This is a genomic window from Pirellulaceae bacterium (genome assembly GCA_019636385.1).
Taxonomy (GTDB): domain Bacteria; phylum Planctomycetota; class Planctomycetia; order Pirellulales; family Pirellulaceae; genus Aureliella.
In genome coordinates this window covers 900,539-921,575 of sequence record JAHBXT010000001.1, presented here as the reverse complement: position 1 = coordinate 921,575, position 21,037 = coordinate 900,539, and the positions used below count along the sequence as shown (strand labels likewise).

Here is a 21,037-nt window from a genome sequence, read left to right as displayed (position 1 = left end):
ACTCGGCTGACTGTGGTACTTTCAGACCAGACCCAGAATGCGCCTGTCAATTGGCAATTGATGCTGACGGCGCATGGAAATCCAGGTGCCTTGTGATCGTGGTGCTTGGAGTGCGAATAGCGAAGGCAACAGGAGGAGCCGTTATGCAACTGGAACATCTGGAAGTAACGCTAGCCGGAACCAATCGACCGCTAGCGCTCGGCCCGCTCTTCAGCGGACTGAACGCCATCAGCGGGCCCAAGGGCAGCGGCAAAACTCGACTCCTGCAGTGGCTTCGGCAAACATTATCGGAACACGTTTCGGCGCACGGATTCTCCGTACCCTACGATCAAAATGGGCGGTCCACCCGAACATCAATCCAGTCAAGCTCTCACGGTATCCTCCGCATTCGTAGTGGCGGTTCGCCCTATCGTCTGACAGGTGATGGGCTTGCGTACGGCACAGACCATCGCGTAGTCGCCAATGCTGTCAGCCCTCGCCAGCGACAAGCGTTTGATCTGTTGTGCTCAGACAAGCAAGCTACGGAAACTCAAGCGCATCTGGAAGAGATCGCGCGCAGATTGGGGCTGGACACGACGACCATGAACTTGGATAGCCAGTCGCGCGATCAATTAGTTGCCCGCGAGCGAGAGCTGGTAGCCCAGTTGCAGCGCGTGGAGCACCTGCCTGTACAGCGCGATGAGTTACTCAGTCGTCGTCGCGACATCGAGCATCGACTGAATCAATTGCGCCAATCTGGCAGCTACCCTCCGGCCAGTGTCGAGTATGATCGTCAGCGATTGGTCGATCGCTACTCTGCCATTGAAGCTGACCTGCGTGGTGCCGAGAACGAGCTTCAACAATATGACCGTCAAATTGCCGAAGCAAAAGCCGAGCTGCGATTGGCCGAGATCGATCATTCGGCTGCGGTGGTCGACAGCAGCTTTCGCCAACAATTGCAACAGCTTGACGATCGCCTGGCAAGCTGGCGCCGAACGCTTCGCGACATCAAGCTGCATCGCGAGACAATAGAGCATCAGCAAACTGAATTGCTGTTGGATCAGCAAACCGGCACTCAATTGTCCGCCACACTACGCGCTGATGCTCGCGCCTCGATGCGATCGTTGGAGGCCCAGCTTCATGATGCGCGCAAACAACTCGATCAATTTGTCGTGCACTACGCGGCAGACTATGCGCGCTCCGGCGACTCGGCCAACGGTTCAGTTGTAACCCAGCATCAGGTTATCCGCGACGCTACCGGTCGCACGCACCTCGTCCATCAAGCCCAACCCGCTTACCATTCAGCACCAGCAGCACTGCCTGAGGTGCTACGGGCGATGCAGCGCGAATTACACCAGTTGTGCCATCAATTGTCGCGGCAAGAGTTGGATTCGGCATCAGAAACTCTCAAGCAGCAGGCAGCTCAATTGCGCCGTTGCGAAGTGGAGCTGCTACAGTCCGTAGAGCAGTTGATTGAGCAGCGCAGTCAGTTATTGCGTAAGATTGCAGACAAGTACCAATTGTCCAGCGATCAATTGTCGTTGGCGTTTGGCCAGTGGTGTCAGTGCCATGATCATCGTCATCTGGCGGACTGGCTGCTGCAGGACGAGTCTACGGTGTGCACCATCAAGCTACCTCAAACCGATTCTCGCCCACAGGTGTTGGATCGAATTGCCAGACTGGAAGCGGAAAGAAAGCAAGCTGCCCTGCGCGCCGAAGAGTGCCGCCGGCAGATGCGTGATGCGGATCAAAGCCGCGCGCCGCGCACGGCATCAGCGACGGACAGCGGACGTCAAATTGAAGAGTCGCAATTGCTGCGAGAATTGGACCTGCTGGTGGCTGCTTTATCTGATTGGGATGGTCGCGATCGCTTGCAGGCAGATCTGGATGAAGTGCGTCGAAGACTTGCTCAACTGCCCAGCGGGGTAACGCGACCCAGCTCGTATCAACAGGCCACTGATCGGCATCTGATTGGACTGTGCGGCCAGGATCATTATGCGCCCCATCGCTCCAGCGATTCTTTCGGTAGCCGCAGTGTCAGCTCGATTGCGGACGGCTTCGACCAGGATTCCGATTTCGGATGGCGACGCGAAGTGCCCGACGCCATTGTGCGTGTGGCACAGCGTTTGGCAATCGCTGAGGCACTGGCCGGTCGTGGCGATTCCATTCCGCTGCTTCTGGACCAAGCGTTCGATGAAGTGGGAATTGAATTGCAACGAACCGCGGTTGACCACTTAGCGCGGGTTGGCCAGCGCCAGCAGATCGTGATACTAACAGACAAGGCTCATGTCGCTGAATTGGTTACCCAGCATCGTGGGCGAGTGTTCTATTTATCTGCTGAGCAGCCTGCTGGAGCGCCGGAACCAGACATCAATCGCTGGCTGACGGCTTACGCAAACGACGAAGAGTCCGATAAATGGCAACACTCAGCCCACGATGTCGTTGAGGAAGATCATCGTGCTCAAGCTTTCTATCTGCATCAAAGCAGTCCGCTGGAAGCACTACCAGCCATGAACGACCAGATTGCAGCGCGGTGCCGTGCAGCGGGTATCTATCGCATCGGTCATCTGCTGGATGCCGACGCAGCCTGGCTTGCCAACAATCTTCGGATGGCACAAGTCAGTCCATCTACGGTCCGCAACTGGCAAGCCATGGCTGAATTACTCTGCAGTGTTCGCAATTTGCGTCCCTTCGACGCGCGCGTGTTGGTTGGCTCTGGAGTTCGCAGCGCCAGCCAACTATCCCACATGCATCCATCGAATCTATTGGAGAACGTCGAACGTTTTCTGACAACCGACTACGGGCGACGGATTTTGCGCAGTGGAAATCGCTACGAACTATCGCGTATCAACGCTTGGATTGCCGCCGCTAAGCGCAGTACGTCCCGTCGTGGCCACCACGGTCATTTCGACGCTGACATCCGCGAACCTTGGTCACGCTGGGATGCGCGCCATGATGACTCGACTAGCGTCGGCGATCGCCGTTACAGCCGTGAACAACACATGGGAAGTCCGTCCACGCCACATTTTTCGACAGAGCATTACGGCTACGGCGAAACTGAATTAATGGACGGCCAAGAGCACTCTGGAAACGGTCGGGCTGGCGAACAAGAAGCGCATCGCAGCGAGCGCCCGGCGCGACAACAGCGAACTTTCCCAAGTTTGGCCGACAGCTCGGGGCAGCCGGTGAAAAGTCAACGCCCGCGAGCACAACGCACGTCGGATTCCAACGGCCATGCATCGCGAAAATTTTATCTAGAGCTGTCGAGTCCCGTGGTGGACGCACCGTCGATCGGCGAGCGCATGGCGCAGCGATTGCAGCAGCACAACATCGTGACGGTCCAACATTTGTTGTCGGCCGACGCTGATCGGCTGGCCAAGCAATTGGGACATCGTCGCGTCACTGCGGATACCGTTCGGGCTTGGCAACAACAAGCTACGTTGGTGTGCCGCATTCCTAATTTGCGAGGCCACGACGCTCAATTGCTGGTCGCTTGCAGCATCACTTCGCCAGAAGCACTGGCTGGATTGACTGCCGAATCACTGTTGACGCAAGTCTTGGGGTTCGCGCGCACCAGCGAAGGTCAACGCGTTCTGCGCGGCAGCAAGGAGCCCGACTTGGCCGAAGTCAACGATTGGATCAGCTGGGCCAGCCAATGCCGCAATTTGAGCGCAGCCTGAGGACTAGACGCGGCGTGTCGTGCAGTGTCCACAAGCACTTCGCGCAATTCTAGCCCAAGCCCATCCCGACCGTTACCGATTCAATTTCCCAGGTCAGGCCGCACCACGCTCCCTGAATGGCCGGGCGGCTGTCTCGGGACCAGCGGGCCGCCCGTGATGCTTGACTGAGCCACACATTTGAATCAGCATGACTTCTGGCGGTGCCCTTCTAGCCACCAGAGTCCATTAAATGCGGATGGGTACGCAGACAGACCCTTGCTACCAAGCGGGATGTCAGTTAGTCTCAATGGTTCCTACCTAGCGGCAGCGATGGCGATCAACCATGTGGCTTCCTACCGGCCGCTGCCTCACGCTGCTTGCTTCCCATTTTGCTCCCCTGCGGATGGACCGACCTATGGTTACTTTCGCACCTGCTAGGTTCAGACTCATCAGTTGCTGGCTGGTGGTATGCGCGTTCGGATGTCCGGCGAGGCTAGTGCAGGCCGAACCACTTCCAGATCGAGCGACTTTCTTTGAATCGCACGTTCGCCCGTTGTTGTTGGAACACTGCGTCCAGTGCCATGGCGACCAAGAGCAGTCCGGCCAGTTGCGACTGGATCGGTCCATCGACCTAGACCGTAAAGTTGGCTCCGGTCCGATCATTCATAAACAGGATCCCAGCCAGAGTCTGTTGCTCCGGGCCGTTGCGTATCAGGACTCACAATTTCAGATGCCGCCCGATGGAAAATTATCAGACCAACAGATCGAAATCCTGACGGCATGGGTCCGCGATGGTGCTTACTGGCCAGCCGATCCAGACTCTGACAGCCACGATACCCAGCCGCTCTCGCCAACAGAAAATATCGATCAAATACGCCAGACCCACTGGGCGTTTCAGCCGGTATCATCCCCTCCGCTACCTGAGGTCACCGCCGAACAATGGGTGCGACAGCCACTCGACCAATTCATCCTGGCCAAGCTGGAGCAAGCCGGCCTGTCTCCAAGTCCACAGGCGGATCGTCGTACGCTGATGTTGCGCGCCCATTTCGCAGTAACTGGGTTACCGCCCAGCTACCAGGAGGTCGAACAGTTTGTTGGTGATCCTGCCGCGAATGCGTTGGAACATTTGGTGGATCGTCTGCTGGATAGTCCACATTATGGTGAACGTTGGGCGCGACACTGGTTGGACGTGGCCCGCTTCGCCGAAACGATGGGGTATTTACCCGGAAGCGTCGATACGACCTATCCGTATGCCTACACCTATCGCGACTACGTGATCCAGGCGTTTAATTCAGACAAGCCGTTTGATCAATTCGTTATCGAGCAATTGGCTGCGGATCTATTGCCACCTAGCGGTGATCAGCAAGCGTCGTTGGCGGCGCTGGGATTCTTGACGGTCGGTCGCAAATTCATGAACCGTCAACCCGATATCATCGATGATCGAATTGACGTCGTGACGCGCGGTTTCATGGGTATGAGCGTTGGTTGTGCGCGGTGTCATGATCACAAATATGATCCAATTTCCATGGCCGATTACTATGGCTTGTACGGCGTTTTTGCCAGTTGCCAGGAGCCCGCAGAGTTACCGCTGCTGGGTGACCCTGCCGCTTCGCCGCTGTATGGTGAATTTCTGGCCGCGCAGGCTGAAAAACAACAGGTGGTCGATGACTGGCTGGAAAAAAAGCGTATTGCTACTGAACAAGAGCTGCGTTCGCGAGTTGCCGATTATTTGATTTACCTGGCGGATGTGGCCTCGCGGCCTGAGGCCAAGGACATTCAGCAGAAAGGCCCTCGCGGCGTACTGCGACCTCCGGCCATCAATCGCTGGCGCGAGTATTTATCCACTTGGACTACTCAGTCGCATCCTGTCTGGACGCTGTGGCACAAGTGTATGGCGCTGCCGCCTGAGGACTATGTGACGAACATCGCCGCCCTGCTGACCGACACGTCCAGCGCGACAAATTCGCCCAGCGAATTACAAGCAGTCAGCGACGCACAACCTGTCAGCGACAGTCAGTCAGCCAGTGAGTTGGCTTTGTCTGCCGAGAAGGGCTCGACGAGTGACTCAGAGCCCCCTTCCCCTGCGGCGACAGCATCGTGGCTCAGCCAAGTCAATCCGGGACTTTTACAGAAGCTGCGCGCCGATCCGCCCACCAACAGCGTTCAAATGGCTGGCGTGATCGGGCACTACATCGAGCGAGTTTATCAGCGCTGGACGGACGCTCTCAAAGAGAGTAGTTCGCTGACACAACTGCCCGACCAAGCCGACGAAGAGTTGCGAGTGATGCTGTTTGCTGCCGATACACCGACTTCGCTGGATCGAGGGCAGATGTTGGCGCACTTGAATCAAGCCGAACGCAATGACTACAACCAACAACTCAGTAAGGTCAAGGCGGTTGAATCGCAACATCCTGGCGCGCCAGGGCGTGCCATGGTCCTCGTTGACCAAGCTACACCACACGAACCCGTAATCTTTTTGCGTGGCCAGCCCGGCAATCGCGGAGATCGTGTGCCCAGACGATTCTTGCAAGTCCTGTCGCACGTCGATGGCGGCCAACCGTTTGCACAAGGTAGCGGGCGCTTGGAGTTGGCGCGAGCCATTGCGCATCCGAGTAATCCTTTAACGCCGCGCGTGATCGTCAATCGAATTTGGCAATATCATTTTGGACACGGACTCGTAAGAACCGCCAGTGATTTCGGCGCCCGCGGCGAACCGCCAACGCATCCTGAGTTGTTGGACCACTTGGCCGCCGAATTTGTGGCCGATGGCTGGTCGATCAAGCGATTGCAGCGGCGCATCATGCTCTCGGCCACATGGCAGCAAGCTAGTGCGCACCGTCCCGAAGCCAACACCATCGACCCTGAAAATCGTCTGCTGTGGCGAATGCCTAGACAACGACTAGAATTTGAACCGCTCCGCGATCGATTGCTGGCCGCGACAGGGCAGTTGGAATTGCAGGTCGGTGGGCGGTCGGTGAAAATTGATCAACAGGCGACTCGCCGTGCACTGTACACTTATGTTGATCGCGAGGATGTTCCGAGCCTGTTAGCTAGTTTCGACGTGCCTAGTCCCGACGCTAGTCAGGCCAAACGATCCAGGACCACAGTACCGCAGCAAGCGCTCTACCTGATGAACTCGCAGTTGGTCATCAATCAAGCGCAGTTGCTGGCTCAACAGTCCGCCGAATTTACATCTGATTCGCAGCGCGTCGAAGCCCTGTATCGGCGCATTCTGGGACGTGATCCAGATGATGTGGAACGCACTTGCGCGGTGGAGTTTATCGAACAATTTGCATCCGAATTGGGCGACCACGAGCTACCGACCAACAGCCCTTCGCAAGCCGTATGGCGGTTTGGCTACGGGTACGTTGATCCTGGCGATGAAAAAGTTCGTTTTACTGGGCTGGCCCACTTCACGGGACAGCGCTGGCAAGCGTCTGAACAATTTCCAGATGCCAAATTGCAGTATGTAAGCTTGGCCGTCGGCGCAGGACATCCGGGACATGATCAACAACACAGCACGGTCCTGCGCTGGGTAGCGCCCGGCAGCGGCACTGTGGCAGTGCGCGGAAAACTGAAGCACGCTGAACAGCGCGGCGATGGTGTACGGGCGCGCTTGATTTCCAGCCGGCTTGGCGAGCTGGCCAGTTGGCAGGTATTCGGCGAAGAACTGAGCACGGTGGTGCGTCGCATTCAAGTGCAGGCTGGGGATATGCTGGACTTCATCGTTGACTGCCGACAGTCTCCCGATTTCGATAGCTATCAATGGGCGCCTATCGTCCGTTCCCTGATCGATCCGCAGGGGGATCTCCAGCCGCGCACGGTGTGGGATTCGGCCAACGATTTTCAGACAGCTTCACAACCTCCTGCTCCCGCAGCAACGGTTGATGCGTGGGTACAATTGGCTCAGGCGCTGTTGGCCAGCAATGAATTTGCCTTTGTAGATTAAAGCACCAACGATCGCTATGAATACCGATAACTTGCACAACCTTATTCAGGACTTGAGTCGCCAGCCGGCCACGCGCCGTGAATTCTTACGACGCAGCGGTACCGGCTTTGGTGGGCTGGCCCTGTCGGCAATGTTGGCCGAGTCAAACCCATTGCCAGCCGATTCACTGGCAGATACGGGGTCGCTGGCCGCAGCCCACCCCAACCCGATGCATCCCAAGGCGCCGCATTTTGCTCCTCGGGCCAAAGCGGTAATTCACCTGTTCATGAACGGAGGCCCGTCGCACGTTGACACCTTTGATCCTAAGCCGGCTCTGGAGCAGGTCCATGGCCAGCTGTTGGCCAACAATCTGCGCACCGAGCGCGAAACGGGCTCCGCCTTCCGTTCGCCGTTTCAATTTCAACAGTATGGCGAAAGCGGAATTCCGGTCAGTGAGTTATTCTCGCACGTGGGCGAGATGATCGACGAAGTGTGCGTTATCCGCAGCATGCACGCCAATGTGCCCAATCATGAACCGTCGTTGATGCTGATGAATTGTGGCGAGTCCCAATTGATGCGGCCATCGATGGGCTCGTGGGTCACTTACGGATTGGGCAGCGAAAATCAAAATCTGCCCGGCTTTATCTCGATGTGTCCAGGTGGATATCCGATCAAAGGTTCGGAGAACTGGCAATCCGCCTTTCTGCCTGGAGCCTACCAAGGCACGTACATCGATACCAGACACCAGCAGATTGAAAAACTCATCGCCAACATTCGAAATGAAGGCGGAGTTGGCTTGCGCGATCAGCGCCGACAACTCGATTTGCTACAGGCGATCAATCGTCGGCATTTGGAGCAGCGGCAACAGGATGCCGATCTAGAAGCTCGACTGCAAAGTTTCGAACTGGCCTACCGTATGCAAATGGAAGCCAGCGACGCATTTGATCTAAGTAACGAATCGGCAGACACACTAGAGATGTATGGCAGCAGCGTCCAGGCTCGTCAGATATTAATAGCACGCAGACTGGTGGAGCGTGGAGTGCGATATATTCAATTATGGCATGGTGCTGGTCAACCTTGGGATAGTCACGATGAAATCGAAAAGAATCACCGACGCCTGGCCGGTGAATGCTCGCGAGCCATTGGTGCATTGCTGCGTGACTTGAAGCAACGTGGCTTATTGAATGAAACACTCGTGCTGTGGGGCGGGGAATTCGGTCGCACACCAACCGTGGAATTACCCAAGGCAGGTGCCAATTCTGGTTCCAGCAGCGGCCGCGATCACAATCATCACGGCTTTACGGTGTGGCTGGCCGGAGGCGGTGTGCGCGGTGGCAGCGTGTACGGCGCAACCGATGAGTTCGGATTTCAAGCCGTGGAAAATCGAGTGCATGTGCATGATTTGCAAGCTACTATGTTGCATCTGTTGGGATTTGATCACACGCGGCTGACCTATCGTTACGCTGGTCGTGACTTTCGTTTGACCGATGTTCATGGCCGCGTGGTCCACGATATTCTGGCATAAGGTGAGTGGGCTGCCCAATGATCAATGTGCTGCTACTGCCAGAACTGCGGGAGATGCTGGCCACTCAGGATCAAGAAGAGTTGCAGCAATTTTGCACTGCGCTGAACCCGACGCGCACTGCCGAATTCATGGAAGGGCTGACGCACGACGAAGCCTGGCAAGTCTTGCAAGCCACCGATGTTCCGCGACGCGCTGAGATTTTCCAGTACTTTGACCATGATCGCCAGATCGCGTTGCTGAGCGAGCAAGACCTGAATCAAGTCGCCGAGTTGGTCGCTGAACTGTACGCCGACGATCGGGTAGACCTGCTACAGGAGATGGACCAACAGCGTGTGCAGCAACTTCTGGACTTGCTGCCGCGTTCGGATCGTCGCGAAATCCAGCGACTACAAGCCTATCCTGCGGGCACCGCCGGTTCGCTGATGACCACGGAGATGGCGCGCCTGGGCGAACATCTCAATGTTCGCGAAGCACTCGATGCGCTCAGTCAATTGGGCGAACAGCTAGAGACGATCTACTACATCTATGTGGTGGACGCCGAGGACAAGCTGCGCGGCGTGGTCTCCAGCCGGCAACTCATCTCTTCGTTGGCTCGGCCGCACACTCGGTTGGCTGATTTGATGCAAAAAGATGTCCTGACTGCACTAGCCATCGAAGATCAAGAGTCGGTTGCAAAGAAGGTCGAAAAGTTGGACTTGTTGGCTATTCCCGTTATTGATGATGGCGGCAAATTAGTTGGCATCATTACGCACGACGACGTAATTGACGTGGTCCGCGAAGAGTTGACCGAAGACGCACAGCGTATCGGTGCTATCGCACCGCTGCGTGAAGAGTACCTGAAGATCAGTCTCTTGCTCCTAAGTTGGAAACGTGGGGCCTGGTTAACGGTGCTGTTTATTACTGCATTGGTGACGGCTTATGCACTGCAATATTACGAGCGTACATTGGAGCAATATGGCTGGCTGGTCTTTTTCTTGCCGTTGATCGTAAGTACCGGCGGCAACTCCGGCAATCAAGCGGCCACGCTGGTCATTACCGCGCTGACCGGTGGGGAGATCAGCGTCAAAGACTGGATGAAGGTGCTGGTACGCGAGAGCTTGATTGGAGCGCTGTTAGGCGGCTTATTGGCCGTGATCGGCACTGCAGTCGGACTGCGGTTCGCTCCTTCGTTTCGCGATGCTTGCGTGATTCCGTTGACAATCATTTTGGTAGTCACCATGGGTTGCCTAGCCGGTTCCATGCTGCCACTGATTCTGCGGCGATTGGGACTGGACCCCGCGCTGATGGCAAATCCATTTATCGCCGGTATCATGGATATAACCGGCATCGTGATTTACTTAAACGTAGCCATGTTGGTCATTGGATAATTCAACACCGTCGCGCAGTAGGTGAGTGCCACATACCACTCATTCGGGAACGACCTCTTACCAGCAGCCATCGACTACTAACATCATTCCTACATCGGGACGACGCATAGATGAGACACCTCCCCCGAACACTCGCCCTGGCGCTTGTTGTTTACTTCACGCACACCGTGCCGTGCTGCTACAGTGACGACGGACTGAAGGACGGGCGGCTGCGCGTCATCAGCTACAATGTGCAATTCCTGCCCGGCCCTGGTGCCATCGCCAACAAACGTGGCAAGCCGGACTATCGAGCACAGACGATCGGTCAGAAGATGGCAGACTACGACATCGTTGGGTTGTGTGAGCTGTTTGAAGACAAGCCGCGCGATCAAGTAGTAGCCGAATTGCAAAAGTCCTGGAAGCAAGAGGTCAACCTGATCGCCAGCCCGAAAGTACAACCCAACCGCTTCACCGGCGGGCTGGCCATCATGAGCCGAATGCCCTTCTTGGCAACCAACGTGCATACCTATACGCAGAGCAGCAGTCCTGAAAAGTATGGCTTCTTAGCCGATGGCTTTGCAACCAAAGGCATCGTGCATGCCCGCATCGCACTCACTTCCCAGAAGAGCGAAGATCAATCAGTGGACGTCTTCATGACCCACCTGGAAGCTCGGGAATCGGCCATTCGCCCCAGTCAGTATTTAGAGTTTGCCGAATTCGTACGGCGGCACGCGTCGCCGCAGCGGCCGGCGCTGTTGATGGGCGACTTCAATACGCGAGGCGACACCGCCGAAATGGAAAATGCACAATCGGCATATAACTTGATGATCGGGAATTTTCGCAGCGCGCAGCCTGACAGCCAATTGATTGACCTGTGGCCCGCCGTTGGTCGTGGTGCTGGGGGAACTTCGGATCAGATCAAGCCCGACGGTGGCCGCCGCATTGACTACATCTTTCTGATCAATCCTCAAGCCAAGCATCAGCAGCTAGAACCGTTGGAAGCTACCGTTAATCGTTTCCTGGATCCCAGGGTCGAAGCGTTGTCGGATCACTCTGCTGTCGAGTGTACTTTGGTTTGGAAGCAACCGTAGCACGACCATCCGCCCCTAGTCGTCCGCACTTAAGGCAGCCATAATAAGCGGTTGGAAGGCCAACCATGAAATCCATCCGGGGTGTGGCTCAGCCTGGTAGAGCGCTGCGTTCGGGACGCAGAGGCCGCTGGTTCAAATCCAGTCACCCCGATTTTTTGGGCCTTCAGGCCCAAAAAATAGAGAGTAGAGAAGAGAAAGTAGAGCAGTAGAGCCTCCGCACCCCCGAGTCTTCTAGGGGTGCAGACGTTCATGGCCGCTCGACCTTCTCTTCTCTGCTCGGTCTACTTTCTACTGCTCTACTCACTTCTTCCCGGAGCAGCTGAATGACTTTCCAGTTCGAAAAGCTGCTGGTCTACCAAAAGTCCCTCGACTTCGCCGACGAAGTTTGCACCGCTACCGAGCAGTTCTCCCGCGGTTACGGTTTTCTCGTTGACCAACTCAACCGGGCTGCTCTTTCGATTTCCGCCAACATCGCTGAAGGCAACGGACGCTTCACGAAAGCTGACCGCAAGAACTTCTTCATCATCGCACGCGGATCGGTCCAAGAGTGTGTGCCGCTACTCGAGTTAGCTCGACGCCGCAGCTTGCTCGATGAAACTAAGCACGCCGAGTTGAAGTCGCAACTTGAGGAGATCTCCAAGATGCTCTCAGGGCTGATCAGCGGTTTGGAGAATCGAAAAATCTGATGCCCGATCTTGAACGGACAACCAAAAATGCTCAACTGGTGTCCTGTCACCCCGACTTGAAGTCAAAACAGCTCGTCGCAAGAGTTTGCGACGAGCTGTTTCTCTTTTTGCGGCATCACTTTGCGGTTACAATGCTGCACGTGTGGAAACGTTCGGTGGGCCGCTGGAGAATGACTGACAAGTCATGCAGTCGAACGCAACGTCCTGTCAATAAAGGGCCTGCGGAGTTCAAATCCCGCCGACTGTTTCGAGTTGCTTGCGCGAGCCAGACAAAGCTGCTTTGCTGCCGATCCAAGGAATTTGATTGATTTAGGAACGTAATTGACGTCCCCCTTCTGCAAGAGAACGGAACACGAAATGGCACGTCGGAATTCAACGATCATCGCCACTGCTCTGCCCGCGCTTCTACTGTTCGGCACGGCGTGCATGGCACAACAGCCTCCTGCCAAATACAAGATGACAACTGAGATTCCGAGGGGGATCGCAATTCCTGACGAGGTGGAAACGCGGTTGGGGAAGCTCAAGTTCTTTGATGGGTTCCCCGACGACTCGACCGTCGAAAAGCTCTATGACAACCTCGACTTTCAGCGCGCCGTGCAGGCGTACCTGCTGGGACTCGCGCCAGTAAGTCAATTGGCCAATCGCAAGGGAATTGCTGAACTCGGACAGATCAATTTGACCGTGCCGATCTTCGAGGATCGCATGGACTCGAAATCGCTCTTCCTCACGCCCAACAACAACACACCGTACACGTGGTTCTGGCTCGATCTACGGGAAGGGCCGTTAGTGCTGGAAGTGCCGCCGAACGTTCTCGGTCTGATGAACGACATGTGGTACAGCTTTGTCACCGATATCGGCCTCGTCGGCCCCGACAAGGGAAAAGGCGGCAAATACCTGATCCTGCCCCCGGGCTATACCGAGAACGTGCCGCCCGGCTACTTAGTCGTGCGCCCTGCGACGTTCAGCGTCTGGGTACCGTGGCGATCCTTTCTCGTGGATGGCGATCCCAAACCGGGTGTGGATCTCGTGGAAAAGCACACGAAGATCTATCGGCTTAAAGACGCTGCCAATCCCCCGCAGCTAAATTTCGTTCATGTCTCCGGCAAGGCGTTCAGCACACTTGCGCCAGCGGACTATCCGTTTTGGGAGTATCTCAACCAAATCGTGCAGGAAGAACCGACCGATTCGGTCGATCCAGTCACACTTGGCCTGTACGCCTCGATCGGTATTCAGAAGGGCAAGCCATTTGAGCCTGATGCCCGCATGAAGAAAATTCTGACCGAGGCCGCCGTGGTCGGTGACGCCACCGCGCGTGCCATGAATTACCGCTTGCGAATTAAGGAGAGCTACTACTACCCGAACAGCGCATGGCGGTCCGGCTTCTATGGCGGCTATAAGTTCGAGCAGGACGGCGCGCGAGTTCTGGACGCCTATTCGGCGTTCTTCTTTTATGCCACCGGCGTGACGCCTGCGATGGATTCAAAGACTGTGGGAGCGGGGTCACAGTATATGGCCGCCTTCGTTGACGCCAACGGACGCGCTCTCGACGGCGGCAAGAACTACAAACTGCATCTGCCGCCCAATATCCCCGTTAAGCAGTTCTGGTCGGTGATCCTGTACGACAATCAGACGCGCTCCATGCTCCAGACCGATCAACGATGGCCAGCGGTCACCAGCCAGAATGAGAAGGTGTTGGTTAATGCGGACGGTTCGGTCGACTTGTACTTCGGGCCGAAGGCTCCCGCCGGGAAGGAAAACAACTGGGTGCAGACCGTCCCCGGCAAGGGCTGGAATACACTGCTGCGGCTCTATGGCCCGCTACAGCCTTGGTTCGACAAGACGTGGCGGCCAGGAGAGATCGAACTTCAACAGTAACGCAAGATCCGACAGTTGTGAAAAGCTTGTCGATTCCGAACGCGATTCAAGACGGAAAGCTGCTGGTTAGCTTTCTGCCGACTGACTAACGGTTTGCGTCGAAATGACTTGCCGAACTCGGTCTTCCCAACTGCGAACGCCACTCAGAAAAAGTTCAATCGCCGTCTTGTTGCCCCGACTAATGACCCGGGTCTTCATGGATGCGGGATCCAATTGCGCAACTGCTGAGACCACAACGGGTTGCGATCACGCCTGCGGCGTAAGTGTCGGCGGCAGCGCCTCTTCTGAGAGCCAAATCAACCAGAGTGCTATCTCGTGGCTGTCGGCTCGGCGACGTCATGACGAGGCGGTGCTTCGGATAGGTTGCTCAGGGAGAGGAGGAGAGCCGTTCGGCGAAGCTACCAAACGGCAAGCGAAAGCGGTGGTGCAGCTCCCATTCCTGCTTCATGGTGTCAGCTTCCTGGAAGGTCAGCACGGCGTGCTGAATCAGCAGGACGACAATCGTCTCCGTGGAATGAAGCGTCAGCTGCAGACCAACGGTCTTGAGCTTCTTGACCGCGCGTTTGTCTTCGATGGCCAGAGCGAGTTGACGATGAGCTGCGACGGCAATCGCCGAGCATTCGCCGATGCCTAATCCTGTAGCTGTCAGTTGGGCGAAGAGCTGCACCTCTGGCAGATCGGTAACTCGGATTTCTTCGAGGATGCCAGCGGTAAAGGCCGCCTCCAGACGCTGGAGCTGATCCTGATAGTGGTCGGTGATTTCCGCGCGGACGTGCTCCGTGACCACGAAGCGATGATCCGGCAGTCGCGCCAGCAATGCGGCCTGATCGAGTACCAGAAAGTTGACCAGGACACTCGTGTCCGTGATGACGATGACTGTGCTCATCGAGGTTCATCCCTGAGGCGGATCAGTGCTAAGCGGCCTCCGCCAACATGACCAGCGCTTTCGCCGAGAAATTCAGGAGTTTACTGAGGTCGCGCAATTTGCCCTGGGAGATTTCCTCCCTGCGGTAGGCTTCCAGGGCCAGATGGACTACCTGACTGACAATTTCTCGATCCGGCTTGCGCTGGTCATGCCCTTCGAGATCCTCCAGCACTTGTAGCAACTCCAGATACTGCCGTCCAAACTGCTCCTTGTCCCGCAATTCGGTGAACTCGGCTTCGTTGACGATGGACAAGCTCTTCAGTCGAAAGAGTGCGGCCTGATAGCTGACGCCAAAGTGATGGGCCAGAGTGGCGATGTCTTCGTAGGTCAGCACCTGGGAGCGTGGCGCGGCCCGACGGGAGGCACGGACTTCTTCGGCGTTCTGCTCGGCAGCTGGATCATAGACCGTCTGCTCGATGAGGCTCGGTCCGGCCTTGAAGCGAGCGTTGAGAAACGCCCAGACTCCGGTGCGGGGTAGTAAGAACGCCGCTGCGAAGGCATTGGCGCGGACTTCAGGGAGTTTGCGACGGTTTTCTTCACGCGAGACCGTGGCCGCATCCTGACGGTCGAGCAGCGCATGAGCATACTCGTGGGCGTAGGAGAAGCGTTTCCGGGCGCGAGGATGGCCGAAGTTGACCAGGATGCAGAGCCCGATTGAGGAGTGATTCAGGAACAGGCCGGACATATCTTCCGGGAGTTCTGCGCCCGAAGCCCAGATGTTCTGACTGTTGATCAGGTCGGACATGTCGGGAATGGGGTTGTGACCGAGAGACAGTCGCCGTCGCTCCTGTTCCGCGACGAGATTGCCCTGCTCCACCGCTTCCATGACATTGCGTGGTAGCGGCAAGTCGTAGGACGGCGGGCCGACATGCGGCGGTCGGTCGAGCAGGCGTTCCAGTTCGACCCCCGCGCGACAGATTTCCAGGTAGCGGGCGACCTCGGTTTGCCAAGGGAGGTCTTGCCCCTCGACCTGCGCAGCACGGAACAGGGCCACCAGCACATCCTCTTCTGCAGAGGGTGCGTCGGCAAAGAAACCGGCGATTGACCGCCCATAGAGCTGCGCGAGTTTGGCCAGTTCGAGAGTGCTGACGGCGCGATTCCCGGCTTCGACCTGGACAATCGCCGTACGCGGCAATTCCAGCTCCTGAGCAACTTGCTCCTGCGTGAGACTCGCAGCAATGCGGGCCTCCTTCAGCCGGGAGGCGAGAGTGATTTGGTCGATGTTCATGGCATTTCTCCCTGTCTGTGGCTTGACGGAACCGCCAGGCCGTACCGGGGAAGAGGCTCCTCCGTACTTCAGTTTCTATTCTTGCATGATCGGAACATTTACGCAAGGACTTGACTTGCGTGTTCGATATCCGCACAATCGGAGGGGGCTGAGCCGCGTAAAGCGCCAAGCGGGGCCAATTGCGCGAAATGATGAACTTTTAGCGGGTGAAATAAGTCCATGTGGTCCGATCGAGACACTGACCAAGATTTTCTGGGATTTGCTAGTTATGTCTCTGTGCTCGCTGATACGTGCACGATGAAAGACTTGGCTCCCTTGACCCTTGGCATCTTTGGAGCTTGGGGTAGTGGTAAGACGAGCCTGATGAGGATGCTCCAGGCGAAAGTGGATTCAACTCCCGAAGTCAACACGAAGACTCTCTGGTTCAACGCTTGGCGATATGAGGGGCGTGAAGAAGCTCAGTCGGCATTAATTCATGCTGTCCTTGCAAAGCTGGCAGAGGATAAAACCCTTTGGCAAGACGCCAAAGATACCTTCGAGAAGCTCAAGAAGGGGGCGAGTGTCCTGAAGCTCGCGAAATTCATGACAACAAGCGTCATGACAATGACACCGCAAATCAACGACTTCATCGACTGTTTCAAGGAAGAGTCAGAGAAGATCGCGGAAACCATGGAAGCGTTCGACAAGGAATTCGAGGGGTTGCTCGCCAAAGCGAAGGTTGATCGCATTGTCGTGTTTATTGATGACCTTGACCGATGTTCAAGCGCGAAGGTGATCGAAACATTCGAAACGATCAAGCTGTTCCTGAACACGCCAGCTTGCACCTTCGTCATTGGCGCTGACGCAGCAAAGATTCAGCATGCTGTTGGCGAAGTCTACAAGGTCAGCGAGCAGCAGCGTCAAAAAGATTTTCTTGAGAAGATCGTGCAAATTCCGTTCACCATCCCCCAGCAAGACCTGCGGGATATCGCGTGTTATGTTGGAATGCTGATCATCGGAAGAAATCTCAATCAGGAGCATTGGCCCACGCTATTGTCCGCGCGGCGTGGGTTCTACACATGCAAGGGCAGCATTGAAGAGGAGATATGTAGTTGGCCAGAGAAAAACAAAGCCTTGATAGACAGCAAGCTTAAGGACGTAAAGGGTGAGCTGTCGGAAGTGATGCCGTATGTCCATGTTCTCGCTCGTGGGCTGAGGGGCAACCCGCGACAGATAAAGCGATTCTTGAACATTCTTTCGTTGCGTCGGCGTCTTGCCGAAGAAAATGGACTGGACGTTAAGCAGGACATGCTTATCAAGATAGCAGTACTGGAATACGTCTGGGAGGAATTCTTCAATGCGATTGCTGAGACTGTGGACCCAGAAACGGGACGCTCTGCGCTGATTGACGAGGTAACCAAGGCCGCTAACTCGGCTGGTAACAATGGAATCGAGTCAAAGCTCGTCACCGAGTCAATGGGACGAGTCGGGCTAATTGAGTATCTCCTCGCAGAACCGAAGCTCACAGGTGAAATCAACCTCAACGATTATCTGTTCTTGGCTCAAACATCTTTGAGTCGCGGACGAGCACAGGGACTTCAGCCTGCTGATGAAAAGGCCAAATCACTGGCTGTCGCTATTGAGAGCGACGATCGAATCCGTTCACAGGCCGGTGCAAAACAGGCAGCAGCGCAGGAGCCCGCACTCGCTGCGTCTGTCGTGCGAATTCTGCTTGCTGACCTTGCAACCGCGAATGAGTCGCTGCTACGAACCCACATTATCAATGGTCTGGAAGAAATCTGCCGGAAGCACAGAGATCAGTATCTCCACGCCGTGAAGGGGCTTTCGCAACTAGATCCGAATGAGCAGGATGCCGTGTGCCTTTCTGCGTCTACCTTGCTCAACGCCGCAGAAAACGCGGGTTTCTCGATTTCCAAGGACCTCAAGGACAAGTTCAAAGGGTCTAAGCTGGCGGCAGCCTTCAATACGCCAAACAAAAAGGCAACGTCGAAACGATAGGGGATCTGGCAAAATGGGGACGTCGATCAATCTCCCGACGCCAGCCGGTGGCGACTGGACCGATGTGAAGCGAGAGATCAACTCGCTTCTTGGGGATGCCGTCTCTCGCAACGCTCAGAAACTTATTTCTAATGTGATCGGTGCAGCGGGCGGCATGGGATTTCCGTCGACGCGTGGAGGCAGTGGAGGCACAGGAGGTGGAGCTGGCGGTGGAGGGCGTGGAAGAAGTGGCGGTTCAGTGAGGAACGCGTCTGTAGGAAGTGCGGTTTCGTCACTCGGTAGTTTTGCGACAGCTCTTCAAGGTGGCGATCTTGGCGCAGCGCTGGACACGCTTGGCCTTGGCGAGTTGCGAGGTCGATCTGCCGCCGAAGTCGTTGCACGAATCGCTGAACACATCGCAGGCATCTCTGATGGCCTCCAGCAAGAACTACTCGGCGCTACTTTGCGTGACGCGATTCTTGATGCTGCTGCACTTGAAGGCGATCATTCCTACCAAAATCTTGATGCAGCGCTCCAAGGGTTCTTGGCCAGAGAGGGCATTGAGGGGTTGATTGAATGTTTCTTAACAAAGTACGTATTTGATCGTGTTTGGACACTGATTGAGAACCACGTCACGTTGCGGACCGACTCGATTGATGAATCTGTTGCATTGTCGTCAGCAGTCGAACGCGGGTGTCGGTCGCAGGTTGAAACACTGATTGAAGACCTTCGCGCCGAGGGGCGTTTTGACCGAGTGGACTGGTTTGGTCCCGCTGGGCAAGAACTCGGGAATGGGATTGTTTCGACACTCGAATTCCGGCTCAGAAACCCAGAACCACCGGAGTGATTATGAAAGCGGTAAGAAATGTCGGACCCAAAGGCTGCGGCGATAAGAAATACATTCATGCACTTGCGGCCTTGAAGGGAGGTGTCATTGACACCTTGCCGTCTGGAAACGTCACGCTCCGGTTTAAGCGTGATGGTCAACCACTATTGGTCAAGATGTCTCAGACGGCACGTGACTTGGTGGATGTGGCAGTGATGGTCTACATCACTGACGAGATGGAAGCTCGCAAGAGTGCGCCCGATCGATGGACCCGCTCTCACGATTTTGTCGTTCCTGTAGCCGATCGTTCGGTATGGCAAGAAGTTACACCATCACTGTCGATGTGCTTGAAACGCGTTGCTGGAGACAACTTCAGCTTCGATTGGCTAGATCGCAAAGCCATTCCGATCAAGAAGCATCGGGCGAAATTACCTCGTGGAATGGACGCTGTCTGTCTTTTTTCAGGTGGTATTGATTCACTGATGGGGGCCTATCAGCTTCTCAAGGGCGGCAAGAAGGTGATCCTGGTGGGTCACCAAGCAGATAATGTGACAGCGTCAGCTCAAACTGAGTTAGCGCGACAGCTCTTGGCACTCTTTCCCAACCAGTTGACGCTGGTGCAATGCCGGGTTGCCCGCAGCAGGGCAGAGAAGACGCATTACCAGCTTGCGAAGAAAGTAGAGGAAACCCATCGCTGCCGATCATTCCTGTTTTTGAGCCTGGCTGTGTCAGTGGCAGCTTCGGCCAATGTGCCAGAGCTGTATATCCCCGAGAACGGTCTGATCGCGTTGAACGCGCCACTACAGCGTTCACGACTCGGCTCCTTGAGCACTCGCACCGCACACCCCCAGTTTCTCGTGGAGTTCGCTGACGTTGTTGCTCAGCTTGGCATCTTCGAGGGTGCGCTACGGAACCCCTTCCTGTATCAGAGCAAGACGGACATGCTGCGCGGTCTTCCAGACGAATTGATACCTCTCGCAAAACGGTCTGTATCTTGTTCCAGAGCCTCGCGGTACAAGAATCTTAAGGTGCTTCACTGTGGGTATTGCATGCCATGCATTTACAGACGTGCTGCAATGATCGAATGTGGTCTGGACGATTCAAGTGAATACGCTTTTGATTCGTTTCAACACCTCGGAGACATGAAGCCATATCAGAGAGCCGATTTCCGCGGTTTGATTCAGTTTGCGGAACGCGTCATTGCGGCAAGCCCGATGGAACTCGAAATGACCGTACTCAGTCACGGATGTTTTTCACCCGAAGTTGGAGGTCGGATTGGCCCATACGCCACAACTGACTATTCGCCATGGGCGAACATGATTCAGTTGTGGGCCAAGGATTTTCTGTCAAAAATGCAAGTCGTGTGTTCAAGCAAAACGCAAGAGATGATTGGTCTCGCTGCGAAGGTCAAGGTGCCAAGCCGATGAAAGCGATATCTGTAAAACAGCCTTGGGCGAACATGATTGCCGACGGTGAGAAGACTATCGAGACACGAACCTGGTCCACTCGCTATCGCGGTGAGATTCTAATTGTCTCTTCAAAGGAACCAGACATTCCTCCAGCGGGATATGCCCTAGCTGTGGCGACTCTTGTCGATTGTCGACCCATGTCCGTACTTGATGAACCCGCGGCGCAGTGTCGAAAAACTCCAAAAGCGATTGCATGGGTGTTGGAGAACGTCCGGCGGATCAAGAAGCCATTTCCGGTTCAGGGCGAACTGAGGGTGTTCGAGGTCGATGTAACAGGATTGCTGGACCCGGCAATCACTGATTTGTAAATCCTTACCGGGGTCATTTCCAAGATTGCAATTATCGGCTTGAACCCCACAAGCCGGTCGATGACTCAGCTCATCCTGTAAAGCCTACACCCGAAGACCTTTTGAATTCAGGAGTTGCGTCGCAAATCAGTCCTGCAACATCGCCCTTGATCCCAAAAATAGGCGGACGAAAAAGTTCTATTGCCGTCCTGTCGCCCCGACTGCGACGTAAATAC

Annotated in this window: 13 protein-coding genes and 1 tRNA gene; 12 read left to right on the top strand and 2 right to left on the bottom strand. The window is 55.7% G+C overall.

Translation table 11 applies throughout. The features are described from left to right. Positions 1-143: 143 nt before the first annotated feature. From KF752_03550 to KF752_03515, 8 genes are all read left to right on the top strand, one after another. Positions 144-3,659: a DUF4332 domain-containing protein gene (locus KF752_03550; protein MBX3420612.1), complete on the top strand. Its 3,516-nt coding sequence runs from the start codon at positions 144-146 to the stop codon at positions 3,657-3,659. 475 nt (positions 3,660-4,134) lie between these two features. Continuing rightward, entirely contained in the window at positions 4,135-7,587 is a 3,453-nt protein-coding gene (locus KF752_03545; protein ID MBX3420611.1) for a PSD1 domain-containing protein, read from the top strand. A 16-nt stretch (positions 7,588-7,603) separates the two neighbouring features. Next, positions 7,604-9,091 carry a DUF1501 domain-containing protein gene (locus KF752_03540; GenBank protein MBX3420610.1) on the top strand — a complete coding sequence of 496 codons (1,488 nt, stop codon included), beginning with the start codon at positions 7,604-7,606 and terminating at the stop codon, positions 9,089-9,091. Between the two features lie 17 nt (positions 9,092-9,108). Beyond that, the gene (gene mgtE / locus KF752_03535) at positions 9,109-10,458 is read left to right on the top strand and encodes a magnesium transporter (protein ID MBX3420609.1); all 1,350 of its coding nucleotides are present in this window, start codon (positions 9,109-9,111) and stop codon (positions 10,456-10,458) included. A gap of 110 nt (positions 10,459-10,568) precedes the next feature. Further along, positions 10,569-11,528 carry an endonuclease/exonuclease/phosphatase family protein gene (locus KF752_03530; protein ID MBX3420608.1) on the top strand — a complete coding sequence of 320 codons (960 nt, stop codon included), beginning with the start codon at positions 10,569-10,571 and terminating at the stop codon, positions 11,526-11,528. A 77-nt stretch (positions 11,529-11,605) separates the two neighbouring features. After that, positions 11,606-11,679 (top strand) — tRNA-Pro (locus KF752_03525). Between the two features lie 172 nt (positions 11,680-11,851). After that, the gene (locus KF752_03520) at positions 11,852-12,214 is read left to right on the top strand and encodes a four helix bundle protein (GenBank protein ID MBX3420607.1); all 363 of its coding nucleotides are present in this window, start codon (positions 11,852-11,854) and stop codon (positions 12,212-12,214) included. Positions 12,215-12,640: 426 nt separating this feature from the next. Next, positions 12,641-14,089 carry a DUF1254 domain-containing protein gene (locus tag KF752_03515; GenBank protein ID MBX3420606.1) on the top strand — a complete coding sequence of 483 codons (1,449 nt, stop codon included), beginning with the start codon at positions 12,641-12,643 and terminating at the stop codon, positions 14,087-14,089. A gap of 367 nt (positions 14,090-14,456) precedes the next feature. Here KF752_03515 and KF752_03510 read toward each other — a convergent pair whose 3' ends face one another. Together KF752_03510 and KF752_03505 are read right to left on the bottom strand one after the other, a co-directional pair. Then, positions 14,457-14,975 (bottom strand): hypothetical protein, encoded by a 519-nt coding sequence (locus tag KF752_03510; GenBank protein ID MBX3420605.1) that lies wholly within the window; start codon positions 14,973-14,975, stop codon positions 14,457-14,459. 28 nt (positions 14,976-15,003) lie between these two features. Further along, positions 15,004-16,242 (bottom strand): ImmA/IrrE family metallo-endopeptidase, encoded by a 1,239-nt coding sequence (locus KF752_03505; protein ID MBX3420604.1) that lies wholly within the window; start codon positions 16,240-16,242, stop codon positions 15,004-15,006. 297 nt (positions 16,243-16,539) lie between these two features. Between KF752_03505 and KF752_03500 the strand changes: the two genes are divergently transcribed. Genes KF752_03500 through KF752_03485 form a run of 4 tightly spaced genes read left to right on the top strand, consistent with a single transcriptional unit; the run spans position 16,540 to position 20,822 of the window. After that, the gene (locus KF752_03500; protein MBX3420603.1) at positions 16,540-18,240 is read left to right on the top strand and encodes a hypothetical protein; all 1,701 of its coding nucleotides are present in this window, start codon (positions 16,540-16,542) and stop codon (positions 18,238-18,240) included. A gap of 13 nt (positions 18,241-18,253) precedes the next feature. Further along, the gene (locus tag KF752_03495) at positions 18,254-19,066 is read left to right on the top strand and encodes a hypothetical protein (GenBank protein MBX3420602.1); all 813 of its coding nucleotides are present in this window, start codon (positions 18,254-18,256) and stop codon (positions 19,064-19,066) included. 2 nt (positions 19,067-19,068) lie between these two features. After that, on the top strand, positions 19,069-20,472 hold the full coding sequence (locus KF752_03490; protein MBX3420601.1) for a hypothetical protein: 1,404 nt from the start codon (positions 19,069-19,071) through the stop codon (positions 20,470-20,472). After that, positions 20,469-20,822: an ASCH domain-containing protein gene (locus KF752_03485; GenBank protein MBX3420600.1), complete on the top strand. Its 354-nt coding sequence runs from the start codon at positions 20,469-20,471 to the stop codon at positions 20,820-20,822. Before KF752_03490 ends, KF752_03485 begins: the two co-directional genes overlap by 4 nt. The last annotated feature ends 215 nt before the right edge of the window (positions 20,823-21,037 follow it).

Excerpts from the sequence above, each read along its gene's own strand:
- KF752_03505 (MBX3420604.1), bottom strand. The coding sequence starts at position 16,242 with ATGAACATCGACCAAATCACTCTCGCCTCCCGGCTGAAGGAGGCCCGC.
- KF752_03530 (MBX3420608.1), top strand. The coding sequence starts at position 10,569 with ATGAGACACCTCCCCCGAACACTCGCCCTGGCGCTTGTTGTTTACTTC.
- KF752_03490 (MBX3420601.1), top strand. The coding sequence starts at position 19,069 with ATGAAAGCGGTAAGAAATGTCGGACCCAAAGGCTGCGGCGATAAGAAA.
- KF752_03540 (MBX3420610.1), top strand. The coding sequence starts at position 7,604 with ATGAATACCGATAACTTGCACAACCTTATTCAGGACTTGAGTCGCCAG.
- KF752_03485 (MBX3420600.1), top strand. The coding sequence starts at position 20,469 with ATGAAAGCGATATCTGTAAAACAGCCTTGGGCGAACATGATTGCCGAC.
- KF752_03550 (MBX3420612.1), top strand. The coding sequence starts at position 144 with ATGCAACTGGAACATCTGGAAGTAACGCTAGCCGGAACCAATCGACCG.
- KF752_03520 (MBX3420607.1), top strand. The coding sequence starts at position 11,852 with ATGACTTTCCAGTTCGAAAAGCTGCTGGTCTACCAAAAGTCCCTCGAC.
- KF752_03510 (MBX3420605.1), bottom strand. The coding sequence starts at position 14,975 with ATGAGCACAGTCATCGTCATCACGGACACGAGTGTCCTGGTCAACTTT.
- KF752_03515 (MBX3420606.1), top strand. The coding sequence starts at position 12,641 with ATGGCACAACAGCCTCCTGCCAAATACAAGATGACAACTGAGATTCCG.
- KF752_03500 (MBX3420603.1), top strand. The coding sequence starts at position 16,540 with ATGAAAGACTTGGCTCCCTTGACCCTTGGCATCTTTGGAGCTTGGGGT.
- KF752_03495 (MBX3420602.1), top strand. The coding sequence starts at position 18,254 with ATGGGGACGTCGATCAATCTCCCGACGCCAGCCGGTGGCGACTGGACC.
- mgtE (MBX3420609.1), top strand. The coding sequence starts at position 9,109 with ATGATCAATGTGCTGCTACTGCCAGAACTGCGGGAGATGCTGGCCACT.